The following is a 17971-nucleotide window of genomic DNA, read 5'->3' as shown; positions in this document are numbered from 1 at the left end:
GCCCCCGATACTGGCCCCTCCTCGAACAAACACCCACCCCCCATAACCCGCCAACGAGGGGCACCGTATCCTCCACCGACCCACCACCCAGAAACTCTCAAGTCCCCCTCCACCAACCCTGAACACACCACCCCTGACACACCCCTGACACCCTGGGCGAAGAGGCCGGATGCCGAAGCTGCACGGCGGAGTGTTCGTGGGTCTGCCGAGCTGTTTCCGGGATGGCCGAAGTCCGATGCGCCGGGGCGCCTCAGTGGTGGGCGTGCCGGGGTCATTGCGGAGACGACGCACGGCGCCGAGGGGCCTGGCCTCCTCCACGTCCCCCGACGGAGTGATCACGCCGGACGGACAAGGCACCTTGCGGCCACCGCCGCCGCTTGCGTCGCTGACGCTCGCCCGGACTGGGCGGAGCCTCGCCGCGTGCGAACCGGTGAGGGCCGACGAGGGCCGGACAGGGGAGGCCGGGGCCGATCAGGGGTGGCGCTCAGCCCGCGCCACCGGTCATCGCTCCGGTTGCAGGCCGCCCAGGTCCGCCGCGCGCTGCAGAGCCGGTACGAACTCCGGTTGCGCCTGCAGGACGAGAATCGCCACGGGCTTGGCACCGCGCCGTTCCAGCTCGAACCGGTGGAAGGTGAGCAGGGGGGACAGATTCGACATGTGCCGGAGCTCGACGATCCGGTCCCAGGGCAGGACGTGCTTGAACTGACCGAACAGGCCCGTGACGGCAAGGCCACCCGTATGGATGTGACACACGCGTATCCCGAGCCGCGCGGATACCCGACTCCACGCGGCCCGCAGCGCGACAAGGCCGAGGATCACGCCCGCTGAGATCAGGCCTTTGGAAAGCGCGTCGTCCGGCCTCTTGATGATCAGAAACCCCAGGAAGACGAGAAAGAAAAGAATGGTGAGCCGCCGGAACATCTGCAGAAGTCCCCCGGCGGCGCCCGCTATCGGGTAAGTCCCACGTCTTTCCCCCAGCTCCGCTCCCCTGCCACCGCGCCCCACGGTCCGCCCCCTCGTCACACCCGCCCCGACCCGATCGGACGGTACAACTATCCGCGTTTTGCTCGGGTGTTGACAAGACGACGACTCCCGCGGAATGCCCCGCTTCCATAGTGGCGGCACGCGAAGCGCGGTGGGTGTCCCGGAAGGGGTCGGTCAGGGCAGTACCTCGACGTACCCGTCGCTGCCGTGCACGCGAATCCGCTGCCCGTCCCGGATCAGCCGAGTGGCTTGGTGCACGCCCACGACGGCCGGCAAGCCGTACTCCCGGGCGATCACCGCGCCATGCGTCATCAGGCCGCCCACTTCCGTCACCAGGCCCGCGATGCCGACGAACAAAGGCGACCAGCTCGGGTCCGTGAAGGTCGTGACCAGGATGTCGCCCGCTTCGAGATCGGCCTCGGCCAGATCGAGGACGACGCGGGCCCGTCCCTCGACGGTCCCGGCGGAGACCGCCAGACCGGTCAGGGCGCCGGCCGGCACGTCGTCACGCCGGTAGGCCCCGGTGACGGCCTCTCCATCCGATGTGAGTACCCGTGGCAGTGCGAGTGCGTGGTACGCCCGGAACGCGTCCTTGCGCTGCTGGAGGAGTTCGTCATCCACCTGGTGCGACCGTACGACGTCGTGGAGTTCCTGGAACGTGAGGTAGAAGATGTCCTCCCGCTCGCGAAGCACGCCGGCTCCCACGAGGCGCTCGGCCTCCCGCAACAGGGCCTGCTTGTAGAGGAAGTACCGGCTGATGATGCCGTACTTGGGGTACTCCCGGTACCCGATGAAGGTGCGGACGCGGTCGATCATCCGCTTGGTCTCGTCGGCCTTCCGGTCCCCGTCCGGCAGGGCGCGGAGGCGGGAGAGCACCTCCTGCTCCTTCTCCTGCGCCTTCCGCAGCCCCTGTTCGAACCGCCGCTCGGCGGCCCCGGGCTCGAAGTTGCGGACGTTGTCGAGGATCGCGGGCACGAGCGTGCTGGGGCGCTCACGCCAGCGTGGCCTCGTGATGTCGATCTCGCCGACGCAGCGCATGCCGTACCGGTCGAGATAGGCCTCGATGGCGTCGCGGGCTTCGCCGCCGCCCGCGACTTCGGTCAGCTCGTCCAGGAAGTCCTCGTCCTCGACGCCCTGCAGGAATGCGACTACCTCCGGATGCGGGCGGATCGCGTCGGCGACGTCCATCAGTTCCAGACCCATCTCCGAGGTGACGTTGTCGGGGGCGGACAGCGTGAGCGTGTCGGCCGCGTTCTTCTCACCCAGCCATGCGCCCAGCTTGTCGTTGAGCCACCACGTGGCCTCCATCCCCGCCATGATCGCCTGGAGGTTCAGTGGATCACCGAGGACTCGTTTGTGCTCCTCGAAGGCGTTCAGCAGGAAGTCGAACAGAGCAGGTCCGGTCTTCGTGCGGATGTCGCGCTCCAGAGCGGCGATGGACTCCTGGCTGCGCTTGATCAACCCGGCAACGACGACCGGATCGGTCTCGACAGGGGTGGGCGCAGCACCGGCCGGTGGCCCGAAAGGGCCTTCGTCCGGGAGCAAGGGGACGAAGTCGTCGCGGTTCAGGACGGTCTCCAGAGCATCCCTGACCAGTGGATCGCCCTTACCCATGACGTCCAGGAGGCCGGCGCGGCTCGCGGGCGAGGTCAGGCGCCTGGTGACATCGACGAACAACCTCCCCCCGGCCGCGTGCATCGGCACCATGGCCGTCAACTGCCACATGGAGAGCCCCAAGGGCTTCATGGGGTCGGTCATCATCTGCTGGTGGCCCACGGAGACATACACGTGATTCTCCCGGTCGTCGGCCTCCGGGACGGGGAACAGCGTCGTGATCGGCCGACTCTGCACGATCCGGAAGCCATCGTCGCTCAGGCACCACTCGATGTCCTGCGGCCGGCCGAAGTGCTTCTCGATCCGCCGTCCGAGCCGCACGAGCTGCAGGACCTCCACGTCCGACAACGCCGGCTGCTCCTGGTGCCGCGGATCGACCGTGACTTCCTGGGTGCCGCCGGTCGGGAGAGCGTGGACGGCGCGCTGTTTGGCGGCGATCGTCCGCGCGATGACTTCACCGTCTCGCACCTGGTAGACGTCCGGGTTCACCAGGCCGGAGACCAGCGCCTCGCCGAGGCCGAAACCGGCGTCCACGGTGGCGACCTTCCGGTTGCCGGTGACGGGGTCGGCCGTGAAGAGGATGCCGGCCGCGCGCGGGAAGACCATCCGCTGGACGACCACGGCCATGTGGACCGTACGGTGGTCGATGCCGTTGCGCTGGCGGTAGGTCACGGCGCGCTCCGTGAACAGCGAGGCCCAGCACCGGCTGACGTGCTGGAGGACGGCCGTCGGCCCCACCACGTTCAGGTACGTGTCCTGTTGGCCGGCGAAGGAGGCTGTCGGAAGGTCCTCTGCCGTCGCGCTGGACCGGATGGCATAGGGGTCCTGCTCCCCGGACTGGACGAGCGCTTGGGTGATGGCCGCCGCGACATCGTCCGGGACGGCGGTCTCCTCGATGCTCCGGCGAATCTGCTCGCTGAGGGTGCGGATTCCCTCCCGGTCGTCCGGGTTAAGGCGCGACAGCTGACCGAGCCGAACGTCGAGGGACGGGACCTCCGCCGTGATCCGCCGGAAGGCGGCTGTCGTCACGCAGAAGCCGCCCGGCACGTCGACGCCCTGCATCCTTGCCAGGGTGGCCAAGTGCGCGCCCTTGCCGCCAACGGCAGTGGCCTGGCACTCGTCGATCTCCTGAAGATCCAACACGTACTGCTCGATCACTGCGCCACCTCCGAGAAGCCCGTACTCCGTTGCACAGCCGTGACCGACCGAGTCCCCGGCGTTCCCAGAACCGTCGAGCACCTTGCCGGGCACATCCTTGTTCCTGTCGGCCTTCCAGCCGATGAGGCGGGCCGCCGGTCCACCCTCCTGGACGGCGCGCCTGCCGGCACCTCCGCCCCGGGTTCGCCCGACCGCACGGTCGGCCCCACCCCTGATCCGACGGCTCCGCCCCTCCTGGACGTCGACGACAACACACGCACGCAGTGCCCCATTTCCGCAGGTTGTGGCTTCGGCCGACGATTCTGCGCTCCGACCCGGGGCTTGCCGCAAGCCCCCCAGCGCGCTATAACTTGAGAGCGGCAAGGAGAGTGCTCTCCTTGCCTTTCTCTTTGCCGCCCGCGGTGCGGGCACGAGGCCTGGCGGGTCGGCCGTGGCGCAGAAGCATCGGTTCGCCGTCAATCAGTCGAGGCGCTTGCCGGCGGACCCGGTCGGTCGGATTCCTGGCTCAGCGAACCTCGTCGCTCTTCGACCCAATGCCTCTGCCCCTGGCCGGAGTTCCGTCCGGGGCGAACGCGTCATGGAACGTGAAGGCGTGCGGCGCCGGGCCCCGGTTGTCGAGGTCTTCAAGCCTGGAAACCCCGTCCTGCCAGGTGGGTGTCACGCCGTCGGGGACCCACCAGAACACGTAGTTCGAGTGTCCTGTCCTCTCGAACCAGTCGTAACGCCTGTTCAGCGCCTCACGGTGCAGACCGGTGTAGATGGCGTCGAAGGCGGGGCCCAGGTCGGTCCAGAGCGAGAGGGTCGCGGCCAGGGCGGTCGTCTCCACCGTACGGCCCTTGTCGTACCAGGTCGGGACGGTGAACTCCCCCCATGCACCCCAGTCCGCCTCGAAAAGCATGCCCCGGTCGCCGTCCGCCGCTTCCGCGTGTGCGAGGTGTCCGGGGTGCTGACCGATCTTTTCGTAGACCGCCTCGCCAACGTCGTAGAACTCGTGCGTGAGAGGTGTGGGATCGGCGAGAGGTGACTTCAGGACGCTGAACGTGTACAGCGCAAGGTGAGGCATGCGTCTCTCCCTGGTAGGGGCTGCCTGGTGTGGACCCGGCTCGGTGGCTGCGCGTGGCGCGCAAGGGTTCGTAGGGCGTGACCACCTCGTTCCGTCGCGGCCGGCTCAGCCCGAAGGAACCTTCGCGACGGTGGGCGATCGCCGAGGACCAGGTGAAGGTAGCTGCCGCTGCGGGCCCTGTCGAAGTTGCGTTTTGGCCGTTCAAGTGGCCTCTCATACCGGTCATTGCGGGGCCGGGGGCCTCTGACGGGCGGGGCAGGCTGCGGGTACGAATCGGTGCACTGCAGGCCGCGCGCGGTCGCATGTCGGTCGCGGTCCGGACCAGGTGCTGCAATCATCTGTCGTGCCCTGTGCAAGGGCCCGGCATTGGGGGAACGCGTTCATGCGATACGGGATTCACGCCGCCTTCGGGACGGCAGTGCTTGTGATCACCTCCGCGACCGGCTGCTCAGACGCGGGCACTCAGGGCACCGCAGGGGCACCGTCCGAGGCCCGGACCGCTGTCTCGGCTACCGCGCCGGCCCCGTCGCCCACGGACCTGACGGAGATCATCAGCACGTCCCGAACCACATTGATGGACGCGGCAGGCGACGACCTCGCCGACTCCACGGCACTCATGCTGGTCGAGGCATGGCCGTCCGGTGCCGCTTTCGCCTGGGAGAGGAGCGATGGGCGGCTGTGCTACGCAGTCGTCAACGGGGCCACCATGCAGACACGGGCCTGCGCCGCTCATCCCGTGGACCCGCCCGTCGCTTCACCCAAGGGCCTCCACGCCATGAGCGTGCTGTGGACCGACGGTTGGGTGCGCCTGATCGGCGCCGACCACGCGCAGGTGAACTCGGCCACCTGCAACGGAAAGCCGGTGAAGCTCCGTCGGGTCGGCACGGTCGCGGACGGAGCGCGCACACTGTATTCGGCGTGGTTCCCGACCGCTGTGAAGGGCACCGTCACGGTGTCTCTGCAGCACGACGGCAGGCTCTCCAAGTCGGCGCTTCCGCTGGGCGACGCCGGTGACCTCACCTGCCGGGCGGATCAGAAGTGAAAGGGAGCCCCGCTTCCGGAGCGTCCCTGAGTTCACCCGGCTCGACGTCCGCAGGCGATGGGCTCTCCAGGGCGCGCCGAATTAAGAGGCGGCGCAGGGCAGTTGGCTCGTATGCTTCCGGACGGGACGGGGCTCGTAGCGCAGTGGCTGTCGCGCCTTCACGGCATGTAGGAGGACGCCGGTTCGAATCCGGCCGGCCCCGTCCCACCCTGTGCGTCACGGCCACCACCCGCTCCGGTCCTGGTGGTCGGCCGGCACGTCAACGGCCCGCCGGTCACTTCAGCGGCACGGCGCGGCCGCCGAGTCCGAACGGGTCTTCCCCCGGCATGCTCCGGCACCCGCTCCGCTCTACTCCCCCTCCGTGGCGCCGAACTTCCGCAGCGCCTCGCTGATGTTGGCACGATAGGTCCGCAGCGCTCGCAGCCCGGCTTCGTAGCGGCTCCGGTGCCGTGCGATGTCGGCCGTCTGCTTCTCGGCTCGTACGGCGTGCCAGATCTCTGCGGTGTGGTGGCGTCGCTTGCAGGTCACATCGGCGACGGCAGTGGCCCGTTCCTCCTGCGTATGGCGGGTGTTGCCGTCGCTGCCCCGGGTCCAGCCTTCGTCCGTGTACGCGGCGATGGGGTCGGGGTAGCGGGTCAGCCCCTCCCCCGCCACACAGCGGGACCACTCGTCCCAAGCGGCGCGGAGCCGTCGGTCGTTCCTGGCCGCCTTGTCGACTGCGATCGACCGTGTGCCGGCGTAGAGCCAGTCCCGTTCGAGGTCGACGCCGCGCATGAGCCGCCGGCTCGCCTCGGCGTTGCAGGCGGGCCAGTCCGCGTACTCGGCGTTGGTCATACGGCGCCCGTTGGCCTGGACACCCGGACGTTCGGCGGGATCCCAGCCGTACCCCCAACGGCGGGCGGAGTCGAGATCGAGAGCTCCGTAGTCGGTGCTGACCGCGGTGGCGACGATGGGATCGCTGGGGTAGCGGGGATCGAGCGGGAAGTCCCGGTGACCGTGCCCGGCCATGCACTGTCGGACCAGCAATCCCGACGCACGCCGGTATCGCTGGAAGTCCCGAGGCGTGTAGTCGTAGCGGTCGACCGGCAGGGGCCCGAGGTCGGACGCCGCGCGGACGATCTCCGGGGGTTCCGGGGTCGAGGCGCAGAACGCCGCCAGCACCGTCACTCCGGCCACGACCCCGAGCCGTATTCCCCGTCTTGTCATGACCAGCGATGCTGCTAGCGGCACGCAGGTGGCGTGGTGGGAGGTGGGCCGCCTGCGACCTCTCCGCTGAGGTGAACCCCTGCATCCCTCACGCCCGTGACACCCAAGGGCAGGTGAGGTGACCCGCCCTACGCACGAACGGCGGTGATGAGCAGCCCGTTCTGCGCCGTGATCTTCAAGGTCCGCCCGTCCCAGGTCACCGGCAACGGAAACGCAGTGGTGTCCACCGGCGAGCCCTCGTCGACAGGGCCGGAGGCCGCGTCCTCCCCCCACTTCAGGGTGAGCGAGGCGCTGTCCCCTACCGTGCCCGGTAGGCCGGTACCGGCCCAGACGTTCTCCGAGTCACGCTCGTTGACCGTCACCACGAGCCTGCCGTCGGTGAGTTCGTACGATCCCGTGAGGTCGCCGTCATCGAGGCTCCACGTACGTCCTGTGATGCTGATCCGCGCGTACTCGTCGTTGGCCTGTCCCTTCGGGGTGAAGGAAAGATTCCACGGTCCCCGTGCGAAGGCCGCGACAGCCGCCCCTGTCGCGGTGGGACGGCCTGGTCCGTCTCCCGCCGCACTCGCGGCCTCCTCGTCCGTCTGCCCGCCGCACGCCGTGACCGCGAGGGACAGCAGGCCGAGGCCCCCGTACTTCAGCGCGTCCCGCCTGCCGATGATCTTCTGTAACCGCCCGAATTCCCTGAGCACCATGTCATCCCCCTGTCTGTGTGTACGACCACGCACCGCCCGATCGCCGATCCGGCGCGACTCCGCCCGTGGGCAGAGCGTCGGTGTTCCGGGCTGGGGCAGCGAGGTCGTCGGACGTATGCGGCGAAGGATCCTCGAACTCCGCCGTCCGGTCCCGCCCGATCCCTTCCTCGACGAGAGCCAGAGTCTGATGCATGGCGACGTGGCCCTGCAGCGGTTTCCCCATATTCGGGACGAATGTGCTCGTCCCCTGGGTCGGAGCATCGCCGGAGGCGGCTCCGTCGCGCGGGCTCGCCACAGGAACGCGACCGCGCGTCCACTGGCGGCCACCCGCATCCGGGAATGATCGTGGCCCCGCCTCGCGTTGCCACGACCATGACTACGAATGGGGCGGGGCCCGAGGTTCTGCGATACACCGCTTTCTCCAGCGCACCCGAAGGCGGGAACCTCGCCGGCGTCGTACTGGACGCGACCACCTTGGACGACAGCGACATGCTGGCCATCGCGGCCGACCTCGGATACTCGGAGTCCGCGTTCCTGACCGCACCTCCGGAGGGCCTCGGCGGCCAGGACGGCCGGGCGTACAGCATCCGCTACTTCAGTCCCAAGGCCGAGGTCCCGTTCTGCGGGCACGCCACCGTGGCGGCCGCCGTTGCGCTCGCCGAGCGGATCGGCTCCGGGGAGCTGGTGTTCGCCACGCGCGCCGGCACCGTGCCGGTGGAGGTGGCCGAGGAGAGCGGGACGCTCAGGGCCACGCTCACCAGCGTCGAACCGCACATCGAGCAGATCGCCGACGCCGAGCTCGGTGAGGCACTCGCCGCGCTCGACTGGCCGGCCACCGATCTCGACCCGGCCTTCCCGCCCCGTATCGCCTTCGCCGGGGCCCGCCATCTCGTTCTCGCGGCGGCGACGCGGGCTCGCCTCGCAGATCTCGCGTACGACTTCGCGCGCCTCGAAGCACTGATGCACCGCTTGGACCTGACCACGGTCCAGTTGGTGTGGCGCGAGTCGGCAACCGTCTTCCACGTTCGCGACCCCTTCCCCGTCGGGGGCGTCGTCGAGGACCCGGCGACCGGTGCCGCGGCGGCCGCGTTCGGTGCGTACGCCCGCGAACTCGGCCTGGTCCCCGAGGACGCCGTCCTCACCCTGCACCAAGGCGAGGACCTGGGCCGCCCCGGCGAGCTCACGGTGACACTGCGCGCGGGCGACTCGCGGGTGCGGGTCAGCGGCGCGGGAACTCGCATCGGCTGAACAGCGGGCGATGCCGGTGGTGCAGGCACGGGTCTCACCAGTGGTCACACGGCGTTCCCGGTCACGGGTCGGACGAGCCGACGTGCTGTCCTGAGGCGCGCCTCAGGACAGCCGGGTCCGCCGTCGCGGCCGGATGCCTGCCGACGGGCCGGAGCGTCAGTGGGCAGCGCCGAGCCGAGCCTCGTACTGGTCCATCCGTCGGCGCCCGAATCGCACGAGGAGATATCCGCCGCCGCCGACGACCAGCAGGCCGACGATCGCGAAGACGATGCCGGCAGTGGGATGGCCGGTCCCCGCGAGCAGGAGTCCGAGGGCGAGGTACAGGAGCACCACGACGGCCAGGCCCATGGGCCAGGTTCGCCGGGTCCGATGCTGGCGCCAGTGCACCAGAGCGAGGGGTTGCCGGCGTTGGACGGGATCCTCGGGGACCTGACGACGTGCCGCCATCCGCTCCAGCGCCGGGAGATCGTCCACGTCGACGTTTCCGCCGATGACCCGCGCCTGCCTGCGGCGACGGAGGACCAGGGAACCGGCACCGAGTGCGAATGCGGGTGCCACACCGATCCAGGTCACCCATCGCGAGTAGTCCGCGGACAGACTCCGCAGCACCCATGCGACCGCCAACAGCAGGCCGTACAGCCACCATTGTTTCGCCAGGTGGCGCTTGACCACTGGCGCCTCCGTCGCGCCTCCCGACGCGGGCCCACGCCCCTCCGTGACGGTTCGCCGCTCGGCCCTCGACATGACGTAGCCCCCAATGCCGTGGATCAGCTCGGTTTCCCCCGCGGATACCCGCACTGCGCGGCAACAGGCGCGCCCTGACGTGAAGAGCATCAGGCCCGGGAGCCGCGGTCGATCGACACGGCGAGAGGCACACGCGGCACGACGTATCGGCGGGCGCTCACGCGAACGCCCGCCGATCTCAGTTCACATGCCGGTGTGCCGTGTCCGTCAGCCCAGGAGTTTCACTGCCTGGTAGTACGTCCACGCCGTGCTGTCGCAGGTGGTCTTCGTGGCGCCGGTGTAGCGGGCGCACACGCGCTTGAGGTCCTCGTACAGGGCGCTGTCGACGCGGGGCTTGTTGGCGGTGAAGGTGCCGGCGGCCTTGTAGTTCCGATAGCCGAAGTCATGCCGTGCGCAGGAGGTGCTGAACGGGAAGCCGAGAGGGTTGTCCGGCGAGCTGGAACAGTAGTCGGTCGACCAGTCGAACCCGTAGGCCGACCAGGCGGATTGGTTGGCTCGGGCGGCGGTCCAGGCGCTGTAGCTGGACGCGCTGGTCTGCGTCCAGTTGGCGAGCACTTGCGCCTTGTCGGCGGGTGCGGCGTCGGCGGTTGCGGCTCCGGCGATGACAGTGGTGACGGCCAACGCCGAGGCGGCGAGTCCGGTGGCGAGTCTGCGGTGCATTCCCACACCTCCACGAGGCTGCGGTCCACTTAGACCGCAGGTTCATGTCAAAATGATGCGCACCCCGACGGCCCCTCACACCTCGCACACCCCCATAGGTTCATGAACTCCCTTGGCACGCGAGGAAGAGTGGAGTTCGCACCGGGCAATCGCTACTGAGGGAACGTCAACTCATAGGCATACGGGGACCGTTGACGGACAATAGGGTCGCCGACGTCACCGCAGGGGCATTCCAACCCTGGCGGGAGCACGAGTGTCATGTTCGACGTTCGGGGGGTGATGGCAGGAGGGTCATCGCGACCGCGTGGCGCAGCAGGTCGACTCACCAAGAAGAGCACGGTCGCAGCGAAATCCCCTGTCTGCCGACTCTCGCCGCCCGGACAGCGCTAGCGTCGGATGCCATGATCGTATGGCTCAACGGGACTCACGGTGCCGGCAAGACGACGACCAGTGCACTCGTGCAGCAACTGCTCCCTGATGCGAGGGTGTTCGACGCCGAGAAGGTCGGCGAGACCCTCATGGACATCACGCCTGGACTGCCCGGCCCCGGCAAGGACAACTTCCAGCACTGGCCGCCGTGGCGGCCGCTCGTCGTCGAGACCGCCCGCCGCGTACTCGACTACACCGGCGGCACCCTGGTGATGCCCATGACCGTCCTGGTGGAGCAGTACTGGCACGAGATCAGCACCGGCCTGGCACAACACGCCATCCCGGTGCGGCATTTCGTCCTGCACGCCGACCAGGGCACCCTTCGACAGCGCATCGAGAAAGACGCGGTTCTCGGTCCCTCCTCGTTCCGCCTCGCCCACCTGGAGCCCTACGCCGAGGCGGCCCGCGCATGGCTGCACCGCCGGGCCGAGGTCATCGACACCACGCACCTCACGCCCGCCCAGGCGGCCCTTCGGATCGCAGAGGCCGTGAAGGGATGAGGTCTGGGGCATGCACGCCCTTGCGGGGCGAGTGGGTGACCGGCACGCGGATCAGTCGTCGCCGTCAGCCGGATCATCCGGGGGCCGGCTCCACCGAGACCACGGCTGTCAGTTCTTCACCGATGTCGCCCCGGACCAGAGCGGGCTCCACAGGCCTCGGCAGTCGCCACGCCCTCCCCGAAACCCGTCGAGGCCCCAGGGAGTTGCCCCTGGGGCCTCACACGGCACAATCCGGCCTCGTCAGACCGTCTTCTCAAGCTTGGCGACCTGGGCCTCGATGACCGCGGCCGGCACCTCGGGGGCCTTGGTGCCGAGGGCGTTCATCGCGTAGAACACGACCAGGGTCGAGCCGCTGCGCACGACGGTGTAGCTCACCGGGATCTTCTGGCCTTCGATGTTGCTCGTCATCGAGTACGCGACCGCTTCGTCACCGAGGTCGGGGGCCGTGAGCGGCTTGACACCGGTGTACTGGTAGTCGGTGTGCTCGTAGGAGGTGCACTTCTCGCTCTGGGTACGCAGGTCGGCGACGACCTTCTTGGCGTCCGCCTCCTTGTGGGCGAGCAGGCCCATCCGCAGCAGGGTGGCGTCGGTCTTGTCGAGTCCGTTCAGTGAACGGGACACACGCGCCGCGGCGTCGGGCTCGGTGCCGAGCAGGAACATGTCGGCGATGGCCTGGCAGCTGGCGGGCTTCGCCGGCACGCTCACCTCGGGGATCTCGTCGTCGGGCGTGTTGCCGACGCGGTAGCCCTTCACGTCCGTCTTGGTGATCGCAGCCTTCTTCAACTGCGCCTCGGTGAGGGGCTTCAGAGCCTCCGGAGCGGCAGCCGACGCCTTGGCGGCGGGCTTCTTCGAGCCGCTGCCCTTGTCGTCGCTGTCCTGACCACCGCAAGCGGCCGTCGCGGTGAGCGCCGCCGTCACAGCGATACCGGCCATGACGCGTCCCAGAGCTGACTTCACTATCGTTCCCACCCTTTTGACATCCGTGGGCGCGTCCCCGATGACGGTCGCGCCGAGCCGATATCAAAGCCCACGACCAGCAGGCTTTACCAGTCCGTGAAGCGTTCTTGGCATAACGATCAGAGATCATCGGTTTGGTTGTACGGCAGGTGAGTGGCGCTCGCCACAACAGCTGCTGCCGACGCCCCCGTCACCGGCGACCGGTCGATGCTCAGGTCGGCCGGACCCGCGCGGGGCGGCGCGACGCGGGCCGCGTGACGAAACGTCGGGCGGCACGACGCGGGCCGCCCGACGAAACGTCGGGCGGCCCGGCAGCCGGACCACGGAGCGGTCAGAGGCCCGGAGGAACCGTCAGGCGGCGCTGCAGAGCGCGTCCGCGCGTGCCGGCTCCGCCGCGAGGGGCGCCGTGGCGCGCACCGCCCGCGCGAGAGCTACGGGCGCCGTGGCCGTGTCCCGCGACCGCTTCCGGGCGAAAACGACGAGACGCAGCACCGCGAATCGTGCGACACCTGCCAATGCGGAAGCGGACAGGTAGACCACCTGCTCGAGCACCGCACCGGGTGCCGGCACGAGCCCGTGCAGCACGATCATCGCCACGCAGGTCACCGCGTAGGCGCCGGCCGCGGACCCTGCGGACTGCGCATGCTGCCGCCGGGTCGCACCCCCGCCCCCGCTCCCGCCGAAGGTGAAGCGGGCATGCAGTTCGGTCGCGACGAGTGTGGACAGCGCCGTGATCAGGGCGTTGGCCAACACCCAGGGGATCCAGGCGCCGAGCGTCGCCACGGCGAAGCCGGCGGCGAGTCCGACACCGCCACCGCACAGAACGAAGCGCGCGAAAGAGGTGACGGTGCCTCTGATCGCCCGGTCCCGCCCATGCCCTGTCTCCACGATCCGGCCCCCCGGTCACCCGCCCCGTGAAACCCGGACCCACCGACCCCGGGGGGTCGCCTGTCCGGCGTTTCCTGTGCCAGAAACGCTACGTTGCGTTCAGGATGCCAGCAACGCATTTATGGCAGGTTTCGGCAGTACTGGCAGGCCAGGGGCCAAATATCGTTGCAATGAAACCGGCCTAACGCAACAGTTCCCGGTCGGCGCGTTGCAACGACTGAGGGTGAACGCTCTGCGGGGTCATGGAGGGCTCCACGCGAAGCGGCCGACCGCTCTCGCGGTCGGCCGCCGTCACCGCACCTGCCGTCAGGCGTAGGTCTCGAACTCCGCCACCTTCGGCGTAGCGCTCGAACTCGTGATCTCGAAGGTGACCTTCTTCAGCGAGGTGGACGCGAAGGAGACGGCACCCGCCCCGCTGCCGGAGGCCAGCACGGCCCCGGTGTCGGCGTTGAGTACGCGCCAGGCTCCGATGTTGCCCGCGGCACCGGAAGCCTCACGAATGTTGATCTTCGAGATGGCCGTCGCCGAGCCCCACTTGATCGAGATGGAGCCGGTCGAGCCGGCCGGCGACCAGAAGGTGTTCATGTCCCCGTCGCGGACGTTGCCGTAGCTGGTGCCGGACGCCTTGCTGGAACCGTCGGAGTCGGCGGCGATACTCAGGTTGGCACCGGTGGGCGTCGGCGTGGAAGGAACCGTCGGCGTGGCGGAGCCGGTGGGCGTGGGCGTCGAGGGTGCGGTCGGAGTCGGAGTCGGCGTCGTCGGCGCGCAGTTGCCGTCCGACACCTTCAGCCCGTTGTTGGCGCCGGCCGTCGCCGTCACGACCGACGGCACGCAGGCAGCGGCGTCGAGGCTGTAGGAGTAGGGGATGCTGACGGTCGTGTTCGACGTCGGGTTGGGGCCGGCGGGGTTGTTGTCCTCACCCGGCGCCGACCAGGTCACGTTGTCGAAGATGTTCCCGCTGACCTGCCAGTAGCCGGGCAGGTCGGTGTAGAAGGTGCCCAGGACGTCCTTGGAGTCCTTGAAGTAGTTGTTGTCGACCTTGGCCTTGCCGCCTGCGCGGGGGTTGATGCCGGACTCGTTCAGGCTCACGTAGTAGTTGTTGTAGATGTGTGCGGTGGCGCCGCGCAGCAGGGGCGTGCGGGAGTCGATGTTCTCGTACCGGTTGTGGTGGAAGGTGACCGGCCCGTTGGCGAGGTCGCTGTCGCTGGAGCCGACGAGGCCGCCGCGGCCGGAGTTGCGCAGAATGCTGTAGGACAGGGTTACGTATTTGGTGTTGTCCTTCATGTCGAAGAGGCCGTCGAAGCCCTCCGACTCGCCGCCCGAGGCGACCAGGGTGGCGTGGTCCACCCAGACGTTGTGCACATCGGTTTCCATGCCGATCGCGTCACCGCCGTTGGATGTCGGCGAGCCCGACTTCTTCACGTTCTGGACGGTGACGTTCTGGATGATGATGTTGCTGGACTGGCGGATGTGGATGCCTATCTGGTCGAACACGGCCCCACTGCCGACGCCCACGAGGGTGACGTTGCTGATGCCCTTGAGCTCGATCACGCCGGCAGCCGTGTTGCAACTGCCCGACACCTTGGCCGTGTTGCCGACCGTGACAGTTCCTTCGACCTGGATGGTGATCGGGGTGCTGACGCTGGCACGGTTGCACAGCGCCTCGTGGATCTGGGTGCCGGTGGTGGCCTTGACCGTCGCCCCTCCGGCGCCGCCCGTGGTGCCGCCGTTCTGGGTGGCGAATCCGGTCGCGCCGGCCGCCGCGGCCGACGCGGTGGGCATCGACAGGACCACGCCTGTCGCCGCCGCCAGGGCCAGGGTGCCGAGTGCCGCGGAAAGTCGCAGTGCGACTGGCTTTCTCATCATTGCCTCGTCTTTCGTCGGAACGTGCCGGGCGCCGCGCGGGACCGCGCCCCGTATGGGTCGACCGTTCGCCGAACCAGAAGTGCCATGTGCATGTCATGCACCGGGACGCCGGTCTCCGCCGGCCCGGCGCGGGTGCCACCTCACGCCGGTGCGACGAGAGGCCGTGCGGGTGTCGATCGGTGCGGGTGGAGCGACTGGGTCTCGGTAGCGTTCTGTTGCGTGGGCAGCACGGCCGTATGGGCACGCCGAGTGCGGCGACCGATCGAGCCGCACGCAGCCACCAGCCGTGCACCCGGAAAGCCGGAGCAGGCGCCTGGACCTTTCTCTTGCGCGGGTGCCCGTCACCGTGGCCACGGTGGCGGCCGGCGCGGCGCACCCGACCGCCCGGAGCACATCGTGGACTCCTTACACGCGGGTGCATTCGCGCGGCAGCCCGCGACCAGCGCAGAGCCGGATCGGTTGCGGCTCGTGCATTGCTCTCGGGCTGATACCGCTGCCCACTCCCCCCGCTACGACATGTCCGCACCGGGGAAAGCGCTTTCTCCGCGAGGATAGGGCGCCATCTCTGAGCTTGACAAGAATGTGAACACGGATCGCTCAGTGGAATCTTGTCCCGCCTGAGGCGACCCGTGTCCTCTAGCGCGATCACCCTGACAGGAGAGCTACCACCCAAAGCCTGCCTGTCCGTCTACTGTTCACGTAGACATCATTCTCCTACGTACATGAACCGCACTCACCGTCGGTCCATCCGCACCGGCAAGTCGCGGCCGCCCGCACGGGCGCGATGCGGCCGCGGTTCACCGCCCGCGGACAGCCTCCGGGCTTCCGGCAGTCGGCAGCGCGTGCAGTGCGCCGTGTGAGGCGGTGGCGAAGGCGGTGCGGCTGCCCGGTGCACAGGTGACGGCGAGGATCTGGCCGCCGAGGTCGAAGCCCTGCAACGACGAGCCGTCCGCCGCGTCGATGAGCTGCAGCCGGCCGTTCCAGCCGCCGGTGTAGACGACCGACCCGTCGGTGCACAGGGCGAACAGTTCCTCCCCGTCGGCGTGTTCGACACGCCAGAGCACCTCGCCGGTGGCACCACTGAGACAGTGCACGAGCCCCGCGGTGTCGCCGACGATCACCCTGTCCTGCAGGTGGACGGGCGGGGCCACGACCGGCGCGCCCAGTCTCGTCTCCCACAGCGAGGAGCCGTCGCTCGCGGCCAGGCAGTGCAGGCCGCCGTCAGCGTCCGCGAGCAGCAGCGTGTCGCCCAGGACCAGGGGCGAGGACAGCAGCGCCGCGGGCAGCCGCACCGGCTGCTTCCAGCTGACACTGCCGTCCTCGTCGTCGACCGCGAGGAGCTCATGGCCTCCGCCGGCCGACAGGTACACGTGGCGGACGTCCGCCGCGACCGGTTCGACCGGTCCCCCGTTTGCGTCGGTGAGCGGTTCGGTCCGCCACCAGACGCGCCGGGTGACGGCATCGAAATGGTGCAGACAGCCGCCGCCGTCACCGAGGAACACGCTCTGCCCGCGCAGCAGGACCCGGACGTCGGAGAGATTGTCCGCGGGGACGGACCACCACCGCTTACGGGCGCGGGTGTCCCACGACTCCAGACGGCCGGCGGCGTCCCGGATGAGCAACAGGGCTCCCTCGGTCTGCAGTTGAACCGGTGTGGTGACGCCGCCCAGGTGCTCCTCCTGTGCGCCCGTCACCGCGTCCAGCCATCGCACACCGTCGCCGTCCGCCACCACCACCTGGCCGTGCTCGGTGGCCACGGCCTGGTGGGGCCACTCCCCCACGTCGACGCGCCAACTGCGCCGGCCCGGGCGGAACGGAACCGTGAGACTGGCCGCGTGGCCCGCGTCGCTGAGGAAGGCACTCAGCTCGGCCCGGTAGTCGGCAAGTGTGCGGCCGACGTCTTGCGGCAGCCGCAACGTGCCCGGTTCGCCGAAGCAGTCGGCGACCTCGCCGAGAGTGGGGCGGTCCGCCGGGTCCTCGGCCAGACAGGCGCGGACGAGCCTGCCGACACGGTCGTCCGGCAGCCGGGAGAGGTCGGGCCCGGCGCCGGAGACACGGCGCATGAGCATCGCTCGAGCGTCGTTCTCCCCGGTGTACGGCGGGTGTCCGGTGAGCGCGTAGAGGACGACACCGCCGATGCCGAAGACGTCGGTGGCGGCGGTGGTCTTCGACAGCCCGAGGACCTGCTCGGGCGCGCAGAAGTGGGGATGGCCGATCACCGTGTCCAGGGAGACGGTGACCCGTTGCCCCCGGATACGCGTCAGACCGAAGTCGATGATCCAGGGACCGTCGGGTGTGAGCAGGACATTGCCCGGATGCAGGTCCCGGTGCAGCAGCCCCTTGTTGTGCGCGGTGTTCAGTGTGTCGACCAGTTCGGCGGCGACGGCATGGGCGGTGTCGCGGGGCAGCGCCCCGCCGTGCGATTCGACGATGTGGTGGAGCGACAGGCCGGGGATGAAGCGGGTCGCCAGGGTCGGCCGGCGACCGCTGCCGAAGTCGAAGACGAGCAGTTCGGGGATGCGGGCACCCTTGCACCGGTCGAGTGCCTTGCTCTCCTGATGGAAGCGCTGCAGATGCTGCGTGTCGTCGGCGAACTCGGGCCTCATGAGTTTGACGGCGCCGAGCGTGTCCGAACCGTGGCCCTGCCCCAGGGGCCGGCCGAGGTAGACCGTGCCGAATCCACCGGCGCCCAGTCTGCCCAGGAGACGGAACCCCCCGGCCTCCGACGGATCGACGGCCGGGTCCAGCGGTTGCACCATGACGGGTCCTCTCCCGAGCGGCGATGACGAAGAGCGGCGGGCTGGGGGGGGGGGGGGGGGTGTTGCGCCGGGGGGGGGGGGGTTTTCTTTTCTCGCGACGGGGGGCCGGGCTTTCTTTTTTTTTGAGGGGAGAAGCACCACCCCCCACGGCGACCTTG

General features: G+C 69.2%; 14 protein-coding genes and 1 tRNA gene. 4 read left to right on the top strand and 11 right to left on the bottom strand.

Going from position 1 to position 17971, the window contains the following annotated elements:
* Positions 1-501 precede the first annotated feature (501 nt).
* The 3 genes from ACZ4NT_RS07625 to ACZ4NT_RS07615 all read right to left on the bottom strand — a co-directional run bounded on the left by ACZ4NT_RS07625 (position 502) and on the right by ACZ4NT_RS07615 (position 4819).
* The gene (locus tag ACZ4NT_RS07625; RefSeq protein WP_121407844.1) at positions 502-921 is read right to left on the bottom strand and encodes a hypothetical protein; all 420 of its coding nucleotides are present in this window, start codon (positions 919-921) and stop codon (positions 502-504) included.
* Positions 922-1158: 237 nt separating this feature from the next.
* Positions 1159-3756: a rifamycin-inactivating phosphotransferase gene (gene rph / locus ACZ4NT_RS07620; RefSeq protein ID WP_467724143.1), complete on the bottom strand. Its 2598-nt coding sequence runs from the start codon at positions 3754-3756 to the stop codon at positions 1159-1161.
* Between the two features lie 505 nt (positions 3757-4261).
* Positions 4262-4819, bottom strand: a complete 558-nt coding sequence (locus tag ACZ4NT_RS07615) for a DUF3291 domain-containing protein (protein WP_121407846.1) — start codon at positions 4817-4819, stop codon at positions 4262-4264.
* Positions 4820-5393: 574 nt separating this feature from the next.
* On the opposite strand from ACZ4NT_RS07615, the gene ACZ4NT_RS07610 reads away from it, so the two are divergent.
* Together ACZ4NT_RS07610 and ACZ4NT_RS07605 are read left to right on the top strand one after the other, a co-directional pair.
* Complete coding sequence (locus tag ACZ4NT_RS07610) at positions 5394-5861, top strand: hypothetical protein (protein WP_121407847.1); 468 nt, start codon at positions 5394-5396, stop codon at positions 5859-5861.
* A 128-nt stretch (positions 5862-5989) separates the two neighbouring features.
* A tRNA-Ala gene (locus ACZ4NT_RS07605) sits at positions 5990-6063 on the top strand.
* Between the two features lie 146 nt (positions 6064-6209).
* On the opposite strand, the gene ACZ4NT_RS07600 is transcribed toward ACZ4NT_RS07605, so the two are convergent.
* Complete coding sequence (locus ACZ4NT_RS07600) at positions 6210-7067, bottom strand: hypothetical protein (protein ID WP_467724141.1); 858 nt, start codon at positions 7065-7067, stop codon at positions 6210-6212.
* Between the two features lie 128 nt (positions 7068-7195).
* Complete coding sequence (locus ACZ4NT_RS07595; RefSeq protein ID WP_467724139.1) at positions 7196-7762, bottom strand: hypothetical protein; 567 nt, start codon at positions 7760-7762, stop codon at positions 7196-7198.
* A gap of 372 nt (positions 7763-8134) precedes the next feature.
* On the opposite strand from ACZ4NT_RS07595, the gene ACZ4NT_RS07590 reads away from it, so the two are divergent.
* Complete coding sequence (locus tag ACZ4NT_RS07590; protein WP_467724138.1) at positions 8135-9010, top strand: PhzF family phenazine biosynthesis protein; 876 nt, start codon at positions 8135-8137, stop codon at positions 9008-9010.
* A gap of 156 nt (positions 9011-9166) precedes the next feature.
* On the opposite strand, the gene ACZ4NT_RS07585 is transcribed toward ACZ4NT_RS07590, so the two are convergent.
* Both ACZ4NT_RS07585 and ACZ4NT_RS07580 read right to left on the bottom strand, forming a co-directional pair.
* Positions 9167-9682, bottom strand: coding sequence for a hypothetical protein (locus tag ACZ4NT_RS07585; protein ID WP_467724136.1), 516 nt, complete (start codon positions 9680-9682; stop codon positions 9167-9169).
* Positions 9683-9961: 279 nt separating this feature from the next.
* The gene (locus ACZ4NT_RS07580) at positions 9962-10414 is read right to left on the bottom strand and encodes a phospholipase (RefSeq protein ID WP_121407851.1); all 453 of its coding nucleotides are present in this window, start codon (positions 10412-10414) and stop codon (positions 9962-9964) included.
* 401 nt (positions 10415-10815) lie between these two features.
* Between ACZ4NT_RS07580 and ACZ4NT_RS07575 the strand changes: the two genes are divergently transcribed.
* Positions 10816-11343, top strand: a complete 528-nt coding sequence (locus ACZ4NT_RS07575) for an AAA family ATPase (protein WP_467724133.1) — start codon at positions 10816-10818, stop codon at positions 11341-11343.
* Between the two features lie 240 nt (positions 11344-11583).
* On the opposite strand, the gene ACZ4NT_RS07570 is transcribed toward ACZ4NT_RS07575, so the two are convergent.
* The 4 genes from ACZ4NT_RS07570 to ACZ4NT_RS07555 form a co-directional block, all read right to left on the bottom strand.
* Entirely contained in the window at positions 11584-12276 is a 693-nt protein-coding gene (locus ACZ4NT_RS07570) for a hypothetical protein (protein WP_467724131.1), read from the bottom strand.
* A gap of 375 nt (positions 12277-12651) precedes the next feature.
* Positions 12652-13188, bottom strand: coding sequence for a GtrA family protein (locus tag ACZ4NT_RS07565; protein WP_467724129.1), 537 nt, complete (start codon positions 13186-13188; stop codon positions 12652-12654).
* Positions 13189-13494: 306 nt separating this feature from the next.
* The gene (locus tag ACZ4NT_RS07560) at positions 13495-15051 is read right to left on the bottom strand and encodes a pectate lyase family protein (protein WP_467724183.1); all 1557 of its coding nucleotides are present in this window, start codon (positions 15049-15051) and stop codon (positions 13495-13497) included.
* Between the two features lie 800 nt (positions 15052-15851).
* Positions 15852-17813, bottom strand: a complete 1962-nt coding sequence (locus tag ACZ4NT_RS07555; RefSeq protein ID WP_121407855.1) for a serine/threonine-protein kinase — start codon at positions 17811-17813, stop codon at positions 15852-15854.
* Positions 17814-17971: the final 158 nt, after the last annotated feature.

The organism is Streptomyces sp. NPDC026417 (assembly GCF_055567695.1).
Note: the sequence above shows the minus strand (reverse complement) of the source record. Positions and strands in the feature narration are given on the sequence as shown.

Coding starts and splice junctions, on each gene's coding strand:
- ACZ4NT_RS07625 (WP_121407844.1), bottom strand. CDS start 921: ATGTTCCGGCGGCTCACCATTCTTTTCTTTCTCGTCTTCCTGGGGTTT.
- ACZ4NT_RS07615 (WP_121407846.1), bottom strand. CDS start 4,819: ATGCCTCACCTTGCGCTGTACACGTTCAGCGTCCTGAAGTCACCTCTC.
- ACZ4NT_RS07610 (WP_121407847.1), top strand. CDS start 5,394: ATGGACGCGGCAGGCGACGACCTCGCCGACTCCACGGCACTCATGCTG.
- ACZ4NT_RS07600 (WP_467724141.1), bottom strand. CDS start 7,067: ATGACAAGACGGGGAATACGGCTCGGGGTCGTGGCCGGAGTGACGGTG.
- ACZ4NT_RS07595 (WP_467724139.1), bottom strand. CDS start 7,762: ATGGTGCTCAGGGAATTCGGGCGGTTACAGAAGATCATCGGCAGGCGG.
- ACZ4NT_RS07590 (WP_467724138.1), top strand. CDS start 8,135: ATGACTACGAATGGGGCGGGGCCCGAGGTTCTGCGATACACCGCTTTC.
- ACZ4NT_RS07580 (WP_121407851.1), bottom strand. CDS start 10,414: ATGCACCGCAGACTCGCCACCGGACTCGCCGCCTCGGCGTTGGCCGTC.
- ACZ4NT_RS07575 (WP_467724133.1), top strand. CDS start 10,816: ATGATCGTATGGCTCAACGGGACTCACGGTGCCGGCAAGACGACGACC.
- ACZ4NT_RS07570 (WP_467724131.1), bottom strand. CDS start 12,276: ATGGCCGGTATCGCTGTGACGGCGGCGCTCACCGCGACGGCCGCTTGC.
- ACZ4NT_RS07560 (WP_467724183.1), bottom strand. CDS start 15,051: ATGAGAAAGCCAGTCGCACTGCGACTTTCCGCGGCACTCGGCACCCTG.
- ACZ4NT_RS07555 (WP_121407855.1), bottom strand. CDS start 17,813: ATGGTGCAACCGCTGGACCCGGCCGTCGATCCGTCGGAGGCCGGGGGG.